This window comes from Pseudomonas sp. FP2196, assembly GCF_030687715.1.
In the GTDB taxonomy this organism is placed as follows: Bacteria; Pseudomonadota; Gammaproteobacteria; order Pseudomonadales; family Pseudomonadaceae; genus Aquipseudomonas.
This window is the reverse complement of the sequence record NZ_CP117445.1, coordinates 3076399-3096021: the sequence shown is the minus strand read 5'-3', so window position 1 is coordinate 3096021 and position 19623 is coordinate 3076399. Positions and strand designations below refer to the sequence as shown.

The following is a 19623-nucleotide window of genomic DNA, read 5'->3' as shown; positions in this document are numbered from 1 at the left end:
AGCTCAAGCGTGCGACTTAAATGTCATAGGTGGAACGGATAGCCTCCACGGCCCGCTCTCCGATCACGACGCAGGGTGCCATCGTATTACCGCTGGTGACGTGGGGCATGATGCAAGCATCGGCAATGCGCAGACTCTGAATTCCGTAAACGCGCAAGTCGCCATCTACCACGGACATTGCGTCGCGCCCCATCTTTGCCGTGCCGCACTGGTGCCAGTAAGTCACGGCAGCGTTGCGAGCGTAGTTTTCCAGTGATGCAGTGTTCAGTTTGCCAGGCAGACTTTCACCTTTGACCAGCCCCTTGAAGGGTGCCTGAGCACCCAGTTCCTGGACAAAACGGATGTTTTCCAACGCGTTGCGTCGGTCGGTCGGATGAGACAGCGTGTTGGGTTGAATGATGGGGGCGTCGGTGACATTCGGGCCGCTGAGCGTGATGCTCCCGCGGCTTTGAGGGTGAGCAAGGCCGGCAAACATCGTCCAGCCATGGGCAGGGACACCCATGGGCGCCGTTTCTGCACTGGGCACGGGGAATTCAACCTGACAATGGAACATGTCGGGGAGGCGCAAAGCGCTGTCGCTGCTCCAGTAAAGGGTCGCTTCGGATCCCCCGTAACCCATGGGTTGCGCAGTCGCGTATTCGAAAATAACCGCGAAGGACACATGGTCTTGATGATTGGCGCCAACGCCGGGTAGATGCTGGACGACAGGAATACCATGGCGCTTCAACTCGTCCTCAGGCCCGATTCCCGACTGCATCAGAACTTTTGGGGTATTGACTGCGCCCAGCGAGAGAATGACTTCGTGGCTGGCGTAAAAGTATTCTGTTTGCCCATTGCTTACGGTTTGCACGCCAACAACTCGCTTACCCTCGAACAACAAACGACTGACCAGCGTGTGCGTCAGAACGGTGAGGTTAGGCTGGTCGCGTCGCGGGCCGACGTAAGCGCGGTAGATCGAATTACGTTGGCCATTCTTGACGATGAGATCGTTAAGGGCAGCGCCGCCAGGGCCCTCCATCATGACGCCGTTTGGGTTATCGAAAGTGGGTATGCCCATTTCGGCAGCGGCGCTGATCATGGCGTTTGCAATCGGCTGGACGTTTCGGGCAGGAGCAACATGAACCGTTCCACCCTTGCCGCGGCGAATGGGATCGGGTGTACCGCAATAATCTTCTACGCGTTGATAAATCTTCAGCACAGAAGCGTAGCCCCAAGCTGGATTGCCACTGTCTGCTGCGAAGTCTTCCCAATCGTTTTTATGACCACGCGCCCACAGCATGACATTGATGCTGGATCCGCCGCCCAAACCCCGCCCCATGTTCAGCGGTATTTTCCGGTCGTTGAGGTGGGGGTTAGCCGCCGCCGAAAAATTCCAGTCGCGTTCGCCGCCCAGATTCAAAGGCCAATTGCCCGGTTCCAGCACGTGTGGGTGTTCATCGCTGCCGCCAGCCTCGATGAGCAACACCCGTACTTCGGGATTTTCGGCCAGCCGCCCCGCAACAACGGAACCGGCGGTACCCGCGCCGCAGACGATAAAGTCGAAATGGTGCGTGTTCAGTTCAGCATTCATGGGCATGAGAGCGTTTCCTCGGGCTGAGCTTTCGCGCTCGCCAAATTTGTTATTTGATCGATTTGTTAACTGGGGCAGGGCGTTTGAAATAGAGCGGGAAGGCCATCAGGGCAAGTACGCTGCAACTGACAGCCCACTTGCCCCGAAGGCCCGGAGTTCACTGACTCTGCTGTACAGCCTGAATGATGACGTTGGCGACATCGTCAGGGCGCGATTGTTGTGGGACGTGGCTGGCTTGGATCTCGGTGACCTGCGCGCCGATTTTCTTCGCGAAAGCCCGCTGCAGGTCGGGTTGAATCATGCGGTCTTGTTGAGCCACGACGTACCACGATGGCTTGCCTTTCCAGGCGGCTGCGCTGGTTTTGTCATCGAATGCCGAGGCACGGATCGGCCCTTGCGTGGCGGCCATGATTGCGGTTTGCTGCGCTGGAAGATCCTGAGCAAAGCCGCTGGCCATGCCTTCGGCAGTCATGTAGAGAAATCCGTTTTTGTCAGCGGCGATGTCTTTCACGCCGGATGGAGCAGGGTAGTCTTTGCCAAGGTCTTTGCTCGCTTGACCGGCATCCGGGGCGAACGCGGCCACGTAGACCAGGCTGCGCACCTTCTTGTCGGTGCCCGCCTGACTGATCACCGTCCCGCCCCAAGAGTGACCGACCAATACGACGTCGTTCTCCTGGTTGTTCAGTACGCGCTGAGTGGCGGCAACATCGTCGGCCAGCGAGGTCAGCGGGTTTTGCACCACGGTGACTTTGATACCTTTTTCTTGCAGCAAAGGTACGACTTTGGACCAGTCAGAACCGTCGGCGAATGCACCGTGGACGATGACCACAGAAGGTTGTTGCGGCGCGGCATGAATGGCGCCACCGAACAGTGCACAGCTCATGGCGAGGGTGAGGGCGAGGGCCTTTGGTTTGAACATGATGCGATCTCCTGTATTGGGTGAGCGCAGTTTGGTGAATACTCGGCGGATTGGGCATCGGTCATTTATCCGAGGCCACCATCAATTTTCGGACGGGTGTCTGGGGGAGTCGATGTGTCGGTAAATGACTGTATCGAGGTGGAGGATGCGATCCTGGCGTTATCCATGGTGGGCGATCTGAGCATGGGGCAACCTTTCGATCAGTCACGTCGCACGGCCCGACTGGTGCAGATGCTCGCAAACGCCTGTAACGGTGCCGGCGAGCACACCGAGATCGGGCGGCAGGTGGCCTTGCTGCGCTGGTCTGGATGTACCGCGAATGCGGAAGGCTTTACTCGCCTGCTGGGAGATGACGTCGAGGGGCGCAATGCGATGCTCAGTCAAACCCTCAACGCTGCAGGTCTGCGCGCGATGCGCAGATCCACGCCGCTGGCGCAGATTCATTGTGAGGTGTCCGGCGACATCGCCAGTACGTTGGGCTTGAGGAGCGAAGTCGAGCACGGGCTGCGCAACGTATTCGAGCAATACGACGGCGCAGGCCGGCCATCCGGCCTGCGTCATCCGCAAGTCCCGGAAGTGGTTTATCAGGTATTGCTGGCGGGCGATCTGGAGATCCTGTCCCGCATGCATGGCCTGGAGGCCGCATTGCAGTGGATCAGCAGCCATCGCGACCAACGCTATCCCGCGGCGCTCGCCACCGAACTGCTGCAACACGCCGAAGACTGGCTCGATCAACTGCGCCAGCCTCAAGCAGTTGCTTCCCGGGGGGCCGCCGCTCCCGTGTCGTTGACGCTTGTCGGTGATGTGATCGATCTCAAGCTGCCGTGGCTGGCGGGTTATTCGCGACGCTCCTCGGAACTGGCACGCGAAGCCGCAAGGCTTTCGGGCCTCCCAGCGCTGGCGGTTGATCATCTCGGCCAAGCGGCACTGATTCATGGCATTGGCCGCGCGGCGGTGCCCAATCGCATCTGGAATACCCCGGGCGCATTACTGGAGGGCGATCTTGAGCAAGTGCGACTGGTGCCTTACTGGACGTCGCGTGCGTGTGGCCAGATCCCTGCGCTGGCGGTTTCTGGACAGGTAGCGGCACACGCGTATGAACGACTTGATGGCAGTGGCTACTTCCGAAGTCTCAACGCCGACGCGTTGCAAACCGAACATCGCTTGCTCGCGGCGGCATTGGCGTGGCAAGCGTTAGTCAGCGATCGACCGTGGAGGCCAGCGTTTAGTCACGACGCCGCCGCATGCTTGTTACTGGAAGAGGCGGGGCAGGGGCGTTTCGATCCTCGTTCTTGTCAGGCCGTGATCGCCGCCGCCTGTGGAGAGACCTCGATGACGGTCTGTAAACCTTGCGGCGGTTTGCTTTCCGAGCGCGAAACAGAGATTTTGCGGCGCATCAGTACTGGGGGGAGCAACAAAGAGGTGGCACGCCAACTCGGTATCAGCCCGAGCACGGTCCGTACTCATGTGGAAAGTGTTTTCCGCAAACTTCAATGCACCACCCGCGCGGCTGCGACGCTCAAGGCCCTGACCTTGGGTTTGATTTGAAACGAGCTCCACCATGGAAGACTCAGTGCTTCCCTGCGGCATCACCTCCTGGCTGGCTGAATCGGCATATTTATTGCGTTGCTAACGATATGTTGCGTAATGGCTAGCAAAAACAGGAGGGCCTTTGATCATGATTGCCACGTCACGCCGGGCGGTTATCTGTACACCTCATGCTGAAGCGAGTGCTGCCGGCATGCGGGTTCTCGAAGCGGGAGGCACCGCGATCGACGCGATGTTGTCGGCCAGCGCCATGCTTGCAGCGGTTTTTCCGCACATGACCGGGCTGGGCGGCGATGCGCTGTGGATGATCCATGATCGTCGGGTACGCACCATTGTAGGGATCGGGCAGGCCGGGCAGCGCTTGCCAGAGGCCGGCAAGATCAGCCTGCGCGGCCCGGCGTCGGTTGCCACGACAGCGGGCGCTCTGGCCAGTTGGCAGACAGCGGCGACTATCAGTCGCCATGAATGGGGTTCGAAACTGGATTGGGCCGATCTGCTGGAGGACGCGGCATTCATGGCCGGGCAGGGCACGTCCGTCTCACAATCGCAATTGTTCTGGCAGACCCTGCGCCAGCCGCTGATCGAGCAACTGCCGGATCTCCATCACCTGTGCAAGACCGAGGGTCGCTGGCTGCACGAGGGCGACATTCTGCGCCAGCCAGAACTGGCCAATACCCTGCGCCATCTCGGGCGGCACGGTGTTGAAGACTTCTATCACGGCGAGCTTGCGCAAGCCTTCGGCGCAGCATTTGACCGCTTGGGTTGCGGCTTGACGGCCGCCGACCTGGCTCAGACCCGAGCCCTTGAAACTGCGCCGATTTCCGTGCGTTATCGTCAGGGCACGCTGTACAACGTCGCGCCGCCCTGTCAGGGGCTCTACACCTTGCAAGCCATGGCCGCGCTGCAGCACAAGCCGTTGGCCGACGTTGGCAATGGCAGTGCGCTCTACTATCACTACCTGGTTGAAGCGATCAAACAAAGTCTGCTGCGCCGCAATGCGCAATTGTGCGATCCGTTGACGTCTGACCGGGATTTCACCTCGAGCCTGAGCGCGGCAAAGATTCAAGCCTATGCGGAGGCCATTGATGACCAGCGTGCGGCGCCCTGGAACGAACCCGGTCGTCCCGCCGACACCGTCTGGATGGCCGCAACCGATGAGCAAGGGCGTACGGCATGCCTGATCCAGAGCCTGTTTCATGACTTTGGCTCCGGCTGCATTCTGGGCGATACCGGCGTGCTCTGGCAGAACCGTGCCGCCGGGTTCAATGGCGATGCGGACCATGTGAACGGCTGGGCGCCGGGCAAGCGACCGGCACATACACTGAACCCTTCCTGCTACTTGGCGGACGACGGCCGTCGCTGGTTTTTCGGGACGCAAGGCGGCGATGGCCAGCCACAGACGCAAATGGTCCTGGCGACGCAGTTGATCGACTATCAGCAACCCATTGACCTTGCCCTGCAGACCCCACGCTTTCTGCTCGGCCGCAGCTTTTTCGACAGCACCGATAACCTCAAGCTGGAATTCGATATGCACGAGTCGACGATCACCGGCCTTGCCGCACTGGGCCACGAAGTGGAAGTGATTCCGGCACTTAGCGCCATGACCGGTCACGCCGGGATCATCGCGATTGACGCCGCTGATCAACGCAGCGCCATGCACGATCCTCGGGGGGAGGGCGTCAGCCTCGGTCAATCGAGCTGAGCTGCCTGTCACAAGGTTTGCCGCCGCCCGGGCGGCTGGCGGATAATGCCGCCCATTGCTCGCCGTCCGCAGTCTTGCGCGACGGCATGAAGCCTTTGGGAAAAAGAGGAAAGGATGGGCTTGACCACAGTCACCGCCAAACAGCTTGAGGTCCAGCGCATCGTCGATGCGTTGTACAAGGCCATCGCCCAGCATCGCCTGCCGCCTGGTACGCGATTGATCGAAGCGCAGATTGTCGAAACGCTGCAAGCCAACCGCAATCATGTGCAAGTCGCGTTGCAGCGTCTGGCCATGCAAAAAGTCGTGACCATCGAAGCCAACCGAGGCGCCATGGTGGCTCAGCCAACCGCGCGCGAGGCAAAGGATATATTCAGCGCTCGGCGGGCCATCGAGCGGGCCATTGTCGAAGCGATCACCCCGGCGGTCATGCGCAAACAGCGCCAGCGCGTGGCCAGCCACATGAACAACGAACGCAAGGCCACCAACGACACCGACCGCCGCGCCATCGTCAGGGAACTGAGTGAGTTTCACTTGATGCTGGGCGAGCTCAGCGGCAATACCGTGCTCAGCGATATCCTCGCCAACCTGATGGTGCGTAGTTCATTGATCGTCGCGTTGTATCAGCGTAACGACGTACCGTCCTGCGCGTCCGATGAACACCAGGAAATCATCACGGCGCTGGAAGCGGGTGATACCGCCACGGCAGTCAGGGTCATGATCGAACACCTGGACGAACTGGAAGGGCAACTGGCCCTGGAAGAGTCAGCGCCTGAAGAGTTCAACCTCAAGCAGGCGTTGAGCGACTGAAATATTGCCGCAAGCCACGCTATGGCTTGAGTAATACCCCTGCTGGCCTGCTAAACGTTTGACGTCCAGCCTTGTAGCCCATTAACGGCGCGTTGATCTCGGCGATCACCGCTGCCGGTGAAGGCGCGTCGAAGACGATGAAATCTGCACGGCAACCGGGTAGCAGGCCGTAATCCGTCAGGCGTAGCAGGCGTGCCGATTCGCCGGACACCCATGCCAGGCATTGCAGCAACTCCGGCACAGTGCCCATCTGACTGACGTTGGCGAACAGGTTGGCCTGGCGAATCAGCGAAGCGTCGCCATAGGGCGTGAACGGGTTGCCGATGTTGTTGGTCGAGACCGAGCAGGTCACCCCGCAGGCGTGCAACTGAGCCAAGGGTGCAAGACCGCGTGGTTTGTTATGAAAGGCATCGCGCCCCATCAGGAACAGGTCGGTGCTGGGCAGGCAGGTGACCTGCACGCCAACGTCCGCCAACTGCCGGCCCAGCTCCATCAGTTGTTCACGGGGCAACGTCGACAGTTTGGTGACATGGCCGATGGTCACTCGACCGCCCCAATCATGCCATTGTGTACAGCGGGCCACTTCCATCACGGTCATGCCTTCAGGATTCAGATCGAAATCCAGGTGCAAGTCCAGATCACAATCGTAAGCCACGGCCAGTTCGAACAGGCGCTGAATCTGCCCATGAGGATCACTGTCCATGTAGGGGCAGCCGCCAAGCACCGTGGCGCCGCTCTCCAGCGCCTGGCAGAGCAGGGCTTCGGTGCCGGGGTTGTTGAGTAGCCCTTCTTGAGGGAATACACAGACTTGCAGCGTGATCGCCCAGGCGTAATCGGTCTGCAGGCGTCGGATCGCATTGAAGCCGATCAGCCCGATCTGGGGGTCAAGTTCGACATGGGTGCGCATGAAGGTGGTGCCCTGCAGGATTGCCTTGTCCAGCACCTGTGCACCGCGCAGATAGATGTCTTGCTCGGTGAATTCGGCTTTAGCCGCCCTTGTCTGGACAATCGCCTCGGCCAGCGTGCCTTGCTGCAAATGGCAGCGCTGCATGATGCACGCCTTGTCCAGATGGATATGGGTCTCGATCAGCCCCGGCAGTAACAGGTGACCTTGCAGGTCGAGGGTTTCCCATGCGGTTGTGGCCGGGTTGAAGGCCGGGACGAAATAGCCGTTCTCGATATACAACACCGCGCTCGCAGAGGTGTTTTCGCCGATGCGCGCATTAATGATTTTCAGGGCACTCATGCACTGACTCCTTCACCCAGATACGCGGCAGCGAGTTCATTGTCGCCGCGCAACTGCGCGGCGCTGCCGGATTTGACGATGCAGCCGGTTTCCAGCACGTATGCCCGATCGGCGACTTGCAAGGCAAGGTTGGCCATTTGGTCCACCAACAACAAGGTCACACCATCGTCACGCAAGGCTGCCAAGGCGTCGTACAGTTCGCCGATCATGGCCGGGGAGAGGCCCAGCGACGGTTCGTCGAGCAGCAATATTTTGGGTTTGGCCATCAAGCCGCGGCCCACGGCAACCATTTGCTGTTCGCCACCGGACAGCAGGCCTGCCGGGCTGTCGATGCGGTCGCGCAAGCGCGGGAAGCGCCGCAGGATCGCCTCTACTTCGGCGTCGGTATCGATTGCTTCGCGTCGCGAATAGCCACCCAGCAACAGGTTGTCGCGCACCGTCAGGTACGGGAATACCTGGCGACCTTCCGGAACCAGTGCCAGGCCCTTGCCGGCGATGCCACTGGCGCTGGCCATCTCGATGTTTTCATTGTCCAGCAGGATGCTGCCGCTGGCGGCCCGATGCAGCCCGGCCAGACACTGCAAGATGCTCGATTTACCCGCGCCGTTGGCGCCCAGGATCGCCACCATCTCACCGGGATTGACCACGAGGTTGACCTTGTTGACCACCGGCGCAGCGCCGTAATCGATCACCAGATCCTTGACGTATAACCGCGCGTCGCGACTGCCATCCCATGCCTGTTCACGTGGCGTCGCCTGATAGTCGGTCCCACCCAGATAGGCGGCTATGACCTGTTTGTTCTGACGAATTTCGGCCGGTGTACCGAAGGCGATCGGCTTGCCCGCGTCCAGCACCAGCAGGCGTTCCGATACCGACATGACCAACGCCATGTCGTGCTCGACCAGAATGATCGTCAAGCCGAAATCCGCCAGTTTGCGCAGCAGCAGCGCCAGGTCATCGGTGTCGCGTCGGCTCAGGCCAGCGGCGGGTTCGTCGAGGAGCAGCACCGCCGGGGCGGTCGCCAATGCCCGGGCAATCTCCACCAGACGACGGTCCACGTGGGGCAAGTCCTCGGCGGCGATGTTGACCGCGCCGCGATAGCCGACCAATGCCAGCAGATCCAGGGCGAGGTCGCGTTGCTCGGCACTGCACAGCCTGAACGGCGATCCGAGGCGGCCTTTCTGCATGGCCACCAGCAGATTGTCGAGTACCGACATATCGCCGAACAACTGAGTGGTCTGGTAAGTGCGGGCAATCCCGGCGCGAGCCGTTTTCCAGGCGGGCAAGCCGGCCAGGCCCGTTTGCAGTTCAATCTGGCCACTGTCAGGCGTGTAGAAGCCACTGATCATGTTCAGCACCGTGGTTTTGCCTGCACCGTTGGGCCCGATAATGCTGGTGATGCTGGCGGCGGGGGCGTGCAGACTTACGTGCTGCGCGGCCTGGACGCCGCCGAAGCGAATGCCGATGTCGGTGACGCGTAAACCGCTCGAGCGCCCACGACTTTGCAGATGCACGGCCAGCCTCGCTTGATTGGTCGTGTTGGGTGGCACCAAGTGCGTGGGTTTGATCCAGCGACGAGCGAGAGCGCCCAATAGGCCGTTGGGTGCGATCCACAGCACTACCAGGAGCAGGGCAGAGAAAATCAACAGGCGATATTCGGCGAAATCCGAGAGCAACTCCGGCACCAGCACAATCAGCAACGCACCCAGCAATGGGCCAAACAATGTCCCGCTGCCACCGACAATGACGGCCAGTACGAACAGGATCGACTGCGAAAACGGAAAGGATTCAGGGTTGATAAACATCAATAGTGGCGCCAGCACAGCACCCGCCAGACCGGTCAGTGCGGCCGACAGGGCGAAGGCCAGAGTCTTGCTCAAAACCGGATTGAACCCCAGCGAGCGGGCGGCAATTTCCGAAGCCTTGACGGCGCGCATGGCTTTGCCAAAGCCGCTGTGGCGCAGACGTTGATAAAAGGCGAGGGCGCCGATCATCAAGGCTGCGGCAATCAGCGCCAACAGGATGGCCGGGTCGAGACCGGCGAATACAGGCAACGGAATGCCCATCAACCCATTGGAACCACCGGTGACGTCACGCCATTCGATCAGGCTGTGATGGACGATGAAGGCAAACGCGATGGTGATCATCGCCAGATAAGGGCCGCTGACGCGCAAGGCAGGAATCGCCAGCAACGCACCGATCAGGCCTGTGACGACAGCTGTCACCGGCATCGCGAGCCACAGCGGCCAGCCCGCGATGGTCAGTAGCGCCGACACATAGGCGCCAATGGCATAAAACGCGATATGGCCGAAGGAGATCTGGCCACTGAGGCCAATCAATATATTGAGCCCAACACCGACCACTGCCGCGAGCGCGCAGAGGGTGAAGACCAAGAGGGAATAGCTGTCTAGCGTGAACGCCATGACAACGCAGAGCAGCGCCAGCAACGCGATGAACACCGGGCCGAGCAGAGTTTTGAAGTCATTCATACTTTCACCAGTGCCTGACTGCCGAACAGGCCGTTTGGACGGATCGCCAACGCCAGAATCACCAGGGCGAAGGTCAATATCTGCGTGAAGGCCGAGCCGAAATACAGGGTGATCAGCGCCTCCGAGAGACCGAACAACAACCCGGCGGCAAACACCCCGCCGGCGCTGGTAATTCCGCCAAGGATCGCCACGGCGAACGCCTTGAGGCCGAACAGCAAACCCATCTCGGCATTGACGCTGAACAGGGGCGCAATCAGCAGACCCGCCAGGGCCGCGAAGACGGTTGAGATGGCAAACGCGATGGCAACCACCCGATTGACGTTGATGCCCATCAGCATGGCCGCACGTGGATTTTGCACGCAGGCTTCCAGCACCTTGCCCAGCCGGGTGTAGCGCCGCACCAGAAATAGCGCGAGCGCGATGGTTGCGCCGGCCACGGGGATCAACAGTTGCAGAGCGCCAACACTGGCGCCTGCCAGTTCGACATTGACGTTGAGCAGACTGCTGGTGAATTGCCGAGGCTCCTTGCCGAAGGTAAACAACGCCAGGTTATCTACCAGAATGCCGCCGGCCACCGTTGCCATCAGCCATGCCTGCGATCCACGACTGTGAAACGGCCGCACCAGCCAGCGCTCGATCACCAGGCCATAGAGCGCACTGAGGATCAGCGTGGCCGGCAGTGCCAGCCACATCGACCATCCCCAGGTAATGCAGAAGGTGTAGCCCAGCACGGCGCCGACCATCATGGCACTGCCTTGAGCGAAGTTGACGGTGCGTGAAACCACATAGGTCAGGTGAAAACCCAGCGCCAGCAGGGCGTACATACTACCTAGCCCAAGGCCGGTGACGATGGCAGCGGTGAACATGGCGAACTCCTCATGGCTTGAGTGGAACGATCTGGTCGTCGACGAAATGAGTGAACAGATAGTCGTCCGGCCCCAGCGCGTCATGTTTTTTGGCTGTAAAAGGCTGCTGATAGTGCTTGATCAGGCCCTCATAACCCTCAATCGCATAGAAGCCGTTGCGCACGGCAGGACCATCGGTCTTGCCTGCCTTTTCAATGGCCAGAGCACTCAAGTGCAGCGCGTCGTAAGCATTGGCAATGCCCACGGCGGGTGTGACGTCGGCCAGGCCTTTGATCTGCGGATAGGTTTTTTTCAGAGCGGCGAATACCGCATCGCCCTTGACGCTGTTGTGTTCTGTGAACACGTAGGTCTGGATGAAATGCACCCGCGAAGCGTTCGGGCCGGCCAATTCACCGAAGCGGCCACCGGCCGGCCCCCAGTGCGACACCACCGGCACGTCCCAACCCATGCGATCCAGAGACTTGACCACTTGCGCTGACGGGCCGACGTTGCCGACCATCAGCAGGGTGTCGGCCCCGGCGTTTTTGAGGCGAGTGAGCTGTGGCACCACATCGAGGTCGCTGTCCTGGATACGCTCGACGCCGGCATTGGCCAGCCCGCGCTTTTCTAGGGCGCGCTTGAAGCCCGCTTCATTGGATTCACCCCACGGGTTATTGATGAGGATCATCCCCGGCTTCTTCATGCCTTTCTCGGCGCCGTATTTCACCAGCGCTTCATCCACCAGTTCATCGACGGCCGAGACACGGAACACATAGTTATCCGCGGCACCGTTCTCGGTGATTTTCGTGCCGGCGGCCCAGATGCCCATGAACGGCACTTTCAGCTGGTTGGCCAGAGGCACGATGGCCAGGGAGACCGGGGTGTCCAGCCCACCGAAGAGCACGGTGACTTTCTCGCGCTGAACCAACTCGCGTGCCGCCAGCATGCCTTTGGACGGATTACTTTCGTCGTCGCGGCGCACCAGCTCGAGTGGTCGGCCGAGCACGCCACCCTTGGCGTTTACTTCATCGATGGCGATGGTCAGGCCGCGAGTCAGCGCCTCGCCGGATTTCGCCGACTGCCCCGACAGAGCAGCGACAAGACCAACCTTGATTGCAGGCTCGGCCGCTTGGGCGCCACCAGACAAAGCCACATTGAGCGTGACTGCCGCAGCCACGGGAAACACAAGACGCTGCAGGTTTAAAAGCGGGAAGGCCATTGATCATTCTCCTGATTGCTAGCATTTGCATAATTATTGCTAGCAAGTAGGATGCCAGTCAGCCGACCCAGTAAAACCGGGGGAGAGGGCACAAATAACTTGAATCTAAACGCGCCAAATTAACGCGCCCTGCACTAAGCAGAGGCGTCGAACCAGTGCTTATCAATAGTCAGTCAGGAGATTCGACGATGTCGCAGGAAAATAAAGACGTGCAGATTGTTAGCCGCTTTCTTGAGGCCTCCATGGCGCCCGATCCCGTCAGGGCCGCGACCTTCATGAGTGCCGATGTAAAGATCACTTTCACCGGCGGCCGGGTCATGCCCGATCCACAGGCCATCACGGCGTTCAACGGTTCCCGTTATGCCTGGGTAAAAAAAGCCTTGGGCAATTTCGACTGGATGGATCGCGGTGATCACACCGTGGTGTATTCCAACGGTACCTTGTACGGCGAATGGTCCGATGGCCGCAGTTTTTCCGGTAATCGCTATCTGGATCGCTTCGAAGTGCGCAACGGCAAGATCACCCACATGGATGTCTGGAACGACAGCGCTGAATGGCTGCTAATGCCGGAAATCGCCAAGGCTTGAGTTCACACAGTGTTGAGAAGACAGGTCGGGTCACCGGTCAGGAACAAGAAGCCAGCGCAACAATGTCCAGAAGTTGTGTCCTGATTTTTTGTAGATACAAAAACGCCGCTCAATGAGCGGCGTTTTCGGAGCAGGCAGTGAAGCACCCCTGAATGTTGCGAGCCTTAGGCGTCGCCGTTCCAGGGACGGTCTCCATTCTCATCCTTGATACGGGTCGGCAGACCCATTACATCCAGTGCCTTGAGGAACGGCTCAGCCGGCAGCTCCTCGACGTTGGCCATACGCTGGACATCCCACTCGCCGCGGGCGACCAGCAGGGCAGCAGCGACAGGCGGTACGCCGGCGGTATAGGAAATGCCCTGGCTGTCGGTTTCGGCAAAGGCTTCCTCGTGGTCGGCCACGTTGTAGATGAACACTTCACGCGGCTGGCCATCCTTGGTGCCCTTGACCAGATCACCGATGCAGGTCTTGCCGGTGTAGCCGGGCGCCAGCGAACTCGGATCAGGCAGCACGGCCTTGACCACTTTCAGCGGCACGACCTCCAGGCCTTCGGCGGTCTTGACCGGTTGCTCGGACAGCAGGCCGAGGTTCTTGAGTACGGTGAACACGTTGATGTAGTGCTCGCCGAAGCTCATCCAGAAGCGCACGTTGGGCACGTCCAGATTCTTCGACAGCGAGTGCACTTCATCGTGACCGGTCAGGTACAGGTTCTGCGACCCTACCACTGGCAGGTCGTCGGTGCGCTTGACTTCGAACATGGTGTTACTGGTCCACTGGCTGTTCTGCCAGCTCCACACCTGTCCGGTGAACTCACGGAAATTGATTTCCGGATCGAAATTGGTGGCGAAATACTTGCCATGGGAACCGGCATTGACGTCGAGAATATCGATCGATTCAATTCGGTCGAAATACTGTTGCTGCGCAAGTGCAGCATAGGCGTTGACCACGCCTGGGTCGAAACCCACACCGAGAATGGCAGTGATGTTCTTCTCTTTACACTCTTCGAGGTGATTCCACTCGTAGTTGCCGTACCAGGGCGGCGTCTCGCAGATTTTGCCCGGCTCCTCGTGAATGGCAGTGTCCAGATAGGCTACGCCGGTATCGATACAGGCACGCAGTACCGACATGTTGAGGAATGCGGAACCGACGTTGATGACGATCTGTGATCCGGTTTCGCGGATCAGCGACTTGGTCGCCTCGACATCCAGCGCATTCAGCGAGAAGGCTTTGATGTCGGCGGGTTGTTTGAGGCTACCCTTGGCCTTGACGCTATCGATGATGGCCTGGCATTTGGAGATGTTGCGCGACGCGATAGCGATACGACCGAGTTCATCGTTATGCTGTGCGCACTTGTGGGCCACCACCTTAGCGACACCTCCTGCACCAATGATAAGAACGTTCTTTTTCAATTGCTTTTACTCTCCTTTATCTGTCCGTTTACGAAAGGCTGGACAGGTAGTCTTCATAACCAAATTGGCGCACCACTTCGACCGTTCCGTCGAGTTGCTTTACCACGATGGATGGCATTTTCAGGCCGTTGAACCAGTTTTTCTTGACCATGGTGTAACCCGCGGTATCGATGAATGACAGTCGATCGCCGATGGCCAGCGGACGGTCAAATTGATACTCGCCGAAGATGTCCCCGGCCAGGCACGACTTGCCGCACACCATGTAGGTGTGATCACCGTCGCTCGGTGCCAGTTTGGCGTTGAGGCGATAAATCAGCAGGTCCAGCAAATGGGCTTCAATGGAGCTGTCCACCACGGCCAGGTGCTTGCCGTTGTAGAGGGTGTCGAGCACCGTCACTTCCAGTGAGGCACTGTTGGTGATCGCCGCTTCACCGGGCTCCAGGTAGACCTGCACGCCGTACTTTTGCGAAAACGCCTTCAACCGCGCACAGAAAGCATCCAGCGCATAGCCTTCACCCGTGAAGTGAATACCGCCGCCCAGGCTGACCCAGCTGACCTTGTGCAGCAACTCACCGAAGCGTTCTTCGATGGTGCAGAGCATTTGGTCGAACAGGCCGAAGTCACCGTTCTCACAGTTATTGTGGAACATGAAGCCGGATATCTGATCGATAACGCCTTCGATCTTCACCGGGTCCCATTCGCCGAGACGGCTGAACGGACGCGCCGGGTCGGCCAGCAGATAATCGGAACTGCTGACTTGTGGGTTGACTCGCAGGCCGCGGACTTTGCCTTCAGCGCGCTTGGCAAAGCGTTGCAGCTGGCTGATGGAGTTGAAGATGATCTTGTCGCAATTGTCGAGCATCTCCTCAATCTCATCGTCGGCCCAGGCCACGCTGTAGGCGTGGGTTTCGCCTTCGAACTTCTGCCGGCCGAGCTTGAGCTCGTACAGCGACGACGAGGTGGTGCCGTCCATGTATTGCTGCATCAAGTCAAACACCGACCAGGTCGCGAAGCACTTGAGCGCCAGCAGGGCCTTTGCCCCGGACTGTTCGCGCACATAGGCAATCTTCTGCATGTTGGTCAGCAGTTTCTGTTTGTCGATGAGGTAGTACGGTGTTTTGATCATTTCGAGGCCTCCGGCAAGGCCAGCCAAAAAAGGATGCGCATTGTGCCCGGACTGACTCCATATCGAAAGAGCTGAGCGTACGACTCACTCAGAGAACCCGAGATTTGCTTTGCCGTACCGCGAAGTGTTTGCCAAGGGCCAGAGCCAAGTCAGCCTATTGGGGCCGATGCTCGAAGCCCAGGCCGCGGAACCAAATAGAGGATTCTGCTTATGAAGGGGTTTCGAAACGAACCTGATTGAGGGGAGGGAAGTGCCCCATCCCGTACGGATCACCCCGATGTGTCATCGGGGCTTTCATGACTTGTGTCGGTCCGCGCTTTCTTTCCTGGCTGCTTCGCTGTCTGCATCAAGTGATGCGTAAGGGATGCGCTAATGGAATTGCTGAAATGAGGTTAGAGTGGTCGTCCATGTCTGTTTTCGCGCAGTTGCATCAAGCGGTGCCAGCGAACGTCCAGAGCCAGAAACTGTACATCTATCGCTATGTGACCCATGAATCGTCCGCTGTTTATTTCTCTGGATGGGCCCAAGGGCACCGGCAAAACCACACTGTTGGAGGCCGTTACGAAAGTACTGAGGGCCGACAACAAAAAAGTTATCCGGCTTTGCGAAAGAAAAAGCGATCCCTACAGGGGGGAAACCATGGCCCTGGTTAACAAGCTTGCCAGAAGTCCCTCCAGGGATTTGGAGTGGGCTGTTTGTCAGGGCTTTGCTAAGAGCCGCAGCTGGATTTCCCGACACGTGCTAACTAAACAGCCTCTGGACAGCATCATCTTGATCGATCGCTGGTATCCGTCTGATGCCGCGTTTCGACAAACGGTCCCGTTTGCCGAGATTCTCCAGTTGAACATGGATCAAGGCGTGCGAGTGCCTGATCTGCATGTCGGCGTCGTCAACGCCCCCGATATTTCATGGGCAAGGGCCGCGACGCGATCACGGGGTTTGGGCGGTACTGTGATCCAGAAGTACGCAGAGCACGTCGCGTGTACCGAACTGTTCATGCAAGCGATTGCCGATCACGGCTGGGTTCTGTGCCGTAATGAAGGAACGATTGAAGACGCAACGATGCAGGTGGTTTCTGCGATCTATGAGGTGCTTGAGTGATATCGCCGTGGAGCCTGGGCGTGGCTATAAGTTCGTGGAGCGTAATTGCCGCCAATACTCGCAGGGCGGGACGGAATTCGTTGCGCTGGTCGCCGATCACGCCAGGCGTATCAAGGCTAAGGCTGCGCTAACGCCCGACGCTCGCGCTAGATCAAATGCTGGAACAGGAGGTGACCGGACTTACCGGCACTACCGCTTGAGCAATGTAGAACGTGCCGATCCGTGTTCTGTATTTCAAAATCGTGCGCATTTGCTGGCTTGCCCGTAATGTCGGTTGTTGTGAGCCACGAGTGTCATGTGCTGGCATTCAAGCGGGATTGAACAATTCTGCTGGCCGATAGCACGCTTCTTCCATTGCATATGGCTGCGATCGACCTTTGCATCAGGGCGCACTCGAAAAGTCATTTCCTTCAACGAACCGCGATGAATATTCAATACCCCTGAGCTTCTGCCTCCCATGATCAAGCCTCAAAAATAAAAACGATAGTGTGAGGAGAGAGCTTATGGTCCTTTCAAGCGATACAACTCTGGTGATGTCTGATGGGCCTGCTGCGGCACTCTACCAGCCGGGGCGGATCGGCAAGATGCAGCTGCGTAACCGCTTCGTTCAGGCGCCTATCTTCACCCAGTTTGCGAGTACGTTCGGCGAAGTTGACGACAAGCTGATTGACTATCACCGCGCCCGGGCCCGAGGCGGAGTCGGTCTGATCATCACTGAAAATACCTCCATCGACTGGGAGGTGGGCCGCACTGCCGGGCATCCGATTCGGATCGATCACGACCGGTTCATTGGAGGGTTAAGCAATTTGGTGGATGCAGTACATGGCGAAGGCGCGAAGATAGCCGTGCAACTGCATCACACCGGGCGGCAGAACTCGCAAGGCAACACTGAGCGTAATGAGCCGCCATTGGCGCCCACTGCCGGTATCACTAGCGCCTTTGGTACGCCTCCGCGTGCGATCGAGGAGCACGAGATTCCGGGTTTGATCGACAAGTACGTCCAAGGCGCTCGTCGCGCGGTTGCAGCAGGCTTCGATGCCGTGGAATTGCACGGCGCCCACGGTTACCTGCTGGGTCAGTTTCTGTCGCCGTTCACCAACAAGCGCACCGATAACTGGGGAGGATCGCTGGAGAACCGCGCACGCTTTGCCCTTGATGTGGTTCGTGGCATACGCGAGGAGGTGGGGCCTGACTATCCCGTCCTGTATCGGCTGAGCGTGGTCGAACCCTATGAAGGCGGCCTGTCACTGGAAGACGGGCTGGCGTTTTGCGAAATGCTCGAACCCCACGTGGATGCGCTGGATGTCAGTGCCGGCAATTACGATACGGCGATGACGCTGCTACCCATGATCGCCCCCGGCTCATTGGTTAATTACGCCAAGGCTGTGAAGCAGAGGGTGTCGATACCCGTCATTGGCGTTGGCCGCCTGACTTGGCTACTTGAGGAAATGTCTGAATCGGTATCTGCGGGCGAGTTGGATTTTGTAGCGCTTGGACGATCAGGACTCGCTGATCCGGACACGGTGATAAAGACTCGGCGCGGGCAACCTAAAAGTGTGCGCCGCTGCCTGGCTGTCAATGAGTGCATATCGCGCTGGATGTTCAACGGTAAAGGCACTCAATGCGTTATCAACCCCACTCTGGGCCAGGAGCGGCGAGCCGAGCAGGCCCGTCGACCGGCCGCGCACAAGCAGCGGGTGCTGGTAATCGGCGCAGGGCCTTCGGGCTGTGAGGCGGCGATTCTGGCAGCCCAACGGGGCCACAGCGTCACCTTGCTCGAACGCGACGCACGAGTGGGTGGGCAACTTTGGGCCTGGGCAGCGGCGAGCCCGTTTCGTATGGAGGTCATCAACATGATCGAGTTCTACACCAGTGAACTCGATCGTGTTGGGGTCACCGTACACCTGAATTCCGATGGCAAGGACATGAATCCGAACCTCTGGGATTCCGTGCTGCTTGCCACTGGCACCGAGTCAGCTCAGCCGGAGGCAGACGTGGTGCAGATGATGTCCACTGGCATGTTCCCCTCGCAGCGTGAGGTCACGGTCTATGGCGAGACCGAAGTGGCTTTATTCGCAGCACTCTGGCTGGCCGAGAACGGCAGAAGCGTCAGCTTGCTCTCGCCGGCGGCGAGCGTCGGCGTGGACACCAACGATATGCAACGCGGGCACCTTACGGAAATCTTGCAGAACCTGGGCGGCAAGATCGTCACCCATGCCACGCTGCCGGTAAACGGCCAGGTCATCATGGCCGGCGCGCGCCCCCCCTCGACACTACATGCCGCCCTTGTTGATGATTATCACGTGCAGAGCATTGGCACGCGTGCCCGAGGAGGCAGGATGTACGAAGCCACGCAATCAGGTTTTTGGTCCGCCGCACGTATAGGAGAGGCGCTATGAACGTACGCGCTATCGAGCACGTCGGCATTACCGTTCCAGACATGGAGCTGGCAACCCGTTTCTTTGAGGAGGCGTTTGGCGCGCAGGTGCTTTATGACATGCTGGACAAACCGCTGGGGGGGCCAGCTGTGGAGGCAGGGCTAGGCATCGCGCAAGGCGCGGTGATTCAGGTCATCCGCATGCTCCGGCTGGGCAACGGACCCAATCTGGAGCTGTTTTCGTACTCCGGTGTGCCCCAGGCGCAGCCCGTGGTGCCAAGCGATCTGGGCATCCAGCACATTTGCATCTACGTAGACGATATCGATGCTGCCGCTGATCGGCTGGCGGAAGCAGGCGGCACCCTGCTTAGCCAGCCAGGAGATCTTCCCGGACTGGATGCGGGTACCGGCAATCGCTACGTGTACACCAGAACGCCTTGGGGCAGTACTATTGAACTGGTCACCTATCCAACGGCCCAAGCATACGAACGCCAGACAGATCTTCGCCGCTGGAGGCCTGGCAGTGCCGCCGAAGACGACCTCAAGAAACAGTCTGAGTGAGACTTCTTCAGGTGACATGACCTGACCGGGCGTGGCTCCTGACGAATATGAGCCAGCGCCCCGCGCCGTTGCCTTGTGCTATTTTTTAACGTCGGCACACGCTTCCGGTCAAAGGGT

General features: G+C 59.2%; 15 protein-coding genes. 7 read left to right on the top strand and 8 right to left on the bottom strand.

What is annotated here, in order from left to right; all coding sequences use genetic code 11:
- Positions 1-16 precede the first annotated feature (16 nt).
- Together PSH79_RS13885 and PSH79_RS13880 are read right to left on the bottom strand one after the other, a co-directional pair.
- Positions 17-1570, bottom strand: a complete 1554-nt coding sequence (locus PSH79_RS13885) for a GMC family oxidoreductase (RefSeq protein WP_305443790.1) — start codon at positions 1568-1570, stop codon at positions 17-19.
- Positions 1571-1727: 157 nt separating this feature from the next.
- On the bottom strand, positions 1728-2489 hold the full coding sequence (locus PSH79_RS13880; protein WP_305443787.1) for an alpha/beta hydrolase: 762 nt from the start codon (positions 2487-2489) through the stop codon (positions 1728-1730).
- Between the two features lie 165 nt (positions 2490-2654).
- Between PSH79_RS13880 and PSH79_RS13875 the strand changes: the two genes are divergently transcribed.
- The 3 genes from PSH79_RS13875 (at position 2655) to PSH79_RS13865 (ending at position 6546) form a co-directional block, all read left to right on the top strand.
- Entirely contained in the window at positions 2655-4037 is a 1383-nt protein-coding gene (locus PSH79_RS13875; RefSeq protein ID WP_370872661.1) for an HD domain-containing phosphohydrolase, read from the top strand.
- 130 nt (positions 4038-4167) lie between these two features.
- Positions 4168-5739 carry a gamma-glutamyltransferase family protein gene (locus tag PSH79_RS13870; protein WP_305443784.1) on the top strand — a complete coding sequence of 524 codons (1572 nt, stop codon included), beginning with the start codon at positions 4168-4170 and terminating at the stop codon, positions 5737-5739.
- Between the two features lie 114 nt (positions 5740-5853).
- Positions 5854-6546 carry a GntR family transcriptional regulator gene (locus PSH79_RS13865; RefSeq protein WP_305443782.1) on the top strand — a complete coding sequence of 231 codons (693 nt, stop codon included), beginning with the start codon at positions 5854-5856 and terminating at the stop codon, positions 6544-6546.
- Between the two features lie 19 nt (positions 6547-6565).
- On the opposite strand, the gene PSH79_RS13860 is transcribed toward PSH79_RS13865, so the two are convergent.
- From PSH79_RS13860 to PSH79_RS13845, 4 genes are read right to left on the bottom strand one after another with little or no spacing between them, the layout of a single operon-like run.
- The gene (locus tag PSH79_RS13860; RefSeq protein WP_305443780.1) at positions 6566-7792 is read right to left on the bottom strand and encodes an amidohydrolase family protein; all 1227 of its coding nucleotides are present in this window, start codon (positions 7790-7792) and stop codon (positions 6566-6568) included.
- Positions 7789-10281 (bottom strand): branched-chain amino acid ABC transporter ATP-binding protein/permease, encoded by a 2493-nt coding sequence (locus PSH79_RS13855; RefSeq protein WP_305443778.1) that lies wholly within the window; start codon positions 10279-10281, stop codon positions 7789-7791. The genes PSH79_RS13860 and PSH79_RS13855 overlap by 4 nt, the downstream gene beginning before the upstream one ends.
- On the bottom strand, positions 10278-11147 hold the full coding sequence (locus PSH79_RS13850) for a branched-chain amino acid ABC transporter permease (protein ID WP_210700008.1): 870 nt from the start codon (positions 11145-11147) through the stop codon (positions 10278-10280). The genes PSH79_RS13855 and PSH79_RS13850 overlap by 4 nt, the downstream gene beginning before the upstream one ends.
- 10 nt (positions 11148-11157) lie before the next feature.
- Entirely contained in the window at positions 11158-12345 is a 1188-nt protein-coding gene (locus tag PSH79_RS13845) for an ABC transporter substrate-binding protein (protein ID WP_305443769.1), read from the bottom strand.
- Between the two features lie 188 nt (positions 12346-12533).
- On the opposite strand from PSH79_RS13845, the gene PSH79_RS13840 reads away from it, so the two are divergent.
- The gene (locus PSH79_RS13840; RefSeq protein ID WP_305443766.1) at positions 12534-12932 is read left to right on the top strand and encodes a nuclear transport factor 2 family protein; all 399 of its coding nucleotides are present in this window, start codon (positions 12534-12536) and stop codon (positions 12930-12932) included.
- Between the two features lie 164 nt (positions 12933-13096).
- Here PSH79_RS13840 and PSH79_RS13835 read toward each other — a convergent pair whose 3' ends face one another.
- Both PSH79_RS13835 and PSH79_RS13830 read right to left on the bottom strand, forming a co-directional pair.
- Positions 13097-14341, bottom strand: a complete 1245-nt coding sequence (locus tag PSH79_RS13835; protein ID WP_187679874.1) for a saccharopine dehydrogenase family protein — start codon at positions 14339-14341, stop codon at positions 13097-13099.
- A gap of 28 nt (positions 14342-14369) precedes the next feature.
- The gene (locus tag PSH79_RS13830) at positions 14370-15467 is read right to left on the bottom strand and encodes a carboxynorspermidine decarboxylase (protein ID WP_305443761.1); all 1098 of its coding nucleotides are present in this window, start codon (positions 15465-15467) and stop codon (positions 14370-14372) included.
- Between the two features lie 489 nt (positions 15468-15956).
- Here PSH79_RS13830 and PSH79_RS13825 point away from each other — a divergent pair, with 489 nt between their 5' ends.
- The 3 genes from PSH79_RS13825 (at position 15957) to PSH79_RS13815 (ending at position 19506) form a co-directional block, all read left to right on the top strand.
- Positions 15957-16568, top strand: a complete 612-nt coding sequence (locus PSH79_RS13825) for a dTMP kinase (protein ID WP_305443758.1) — start codon at positions 15957-15959, stop codon at positions 16566-16568.
- Between the two features lie 503 nt (positions 16569-17071).
- On the top strand, positions 17072-18967 hold the full coding sequence (locus PSH79_RS13820) for an FAD-dependent oxidoreductase (protein ID WP_305443754.1): 1896 nt from the start codon (positions 17072-17074) through the stop codon (positions 18965-18967).
- A complete protein-coding gene (locus tag PSH79_RS13815) occupies positions 18964-19506 on the top strand; it encodes a VOC family protein (RefSeq protein WP_305443753.1) in 543 nt (180 codons plus the stop codon). The genes PSH79_RS13820 and PSH79_RS13815 overlap by 4 nt, the downstream gene beginning before the upstream one ends.
- Positions 19507-19623: the final 117 nt, after the last annotated feature.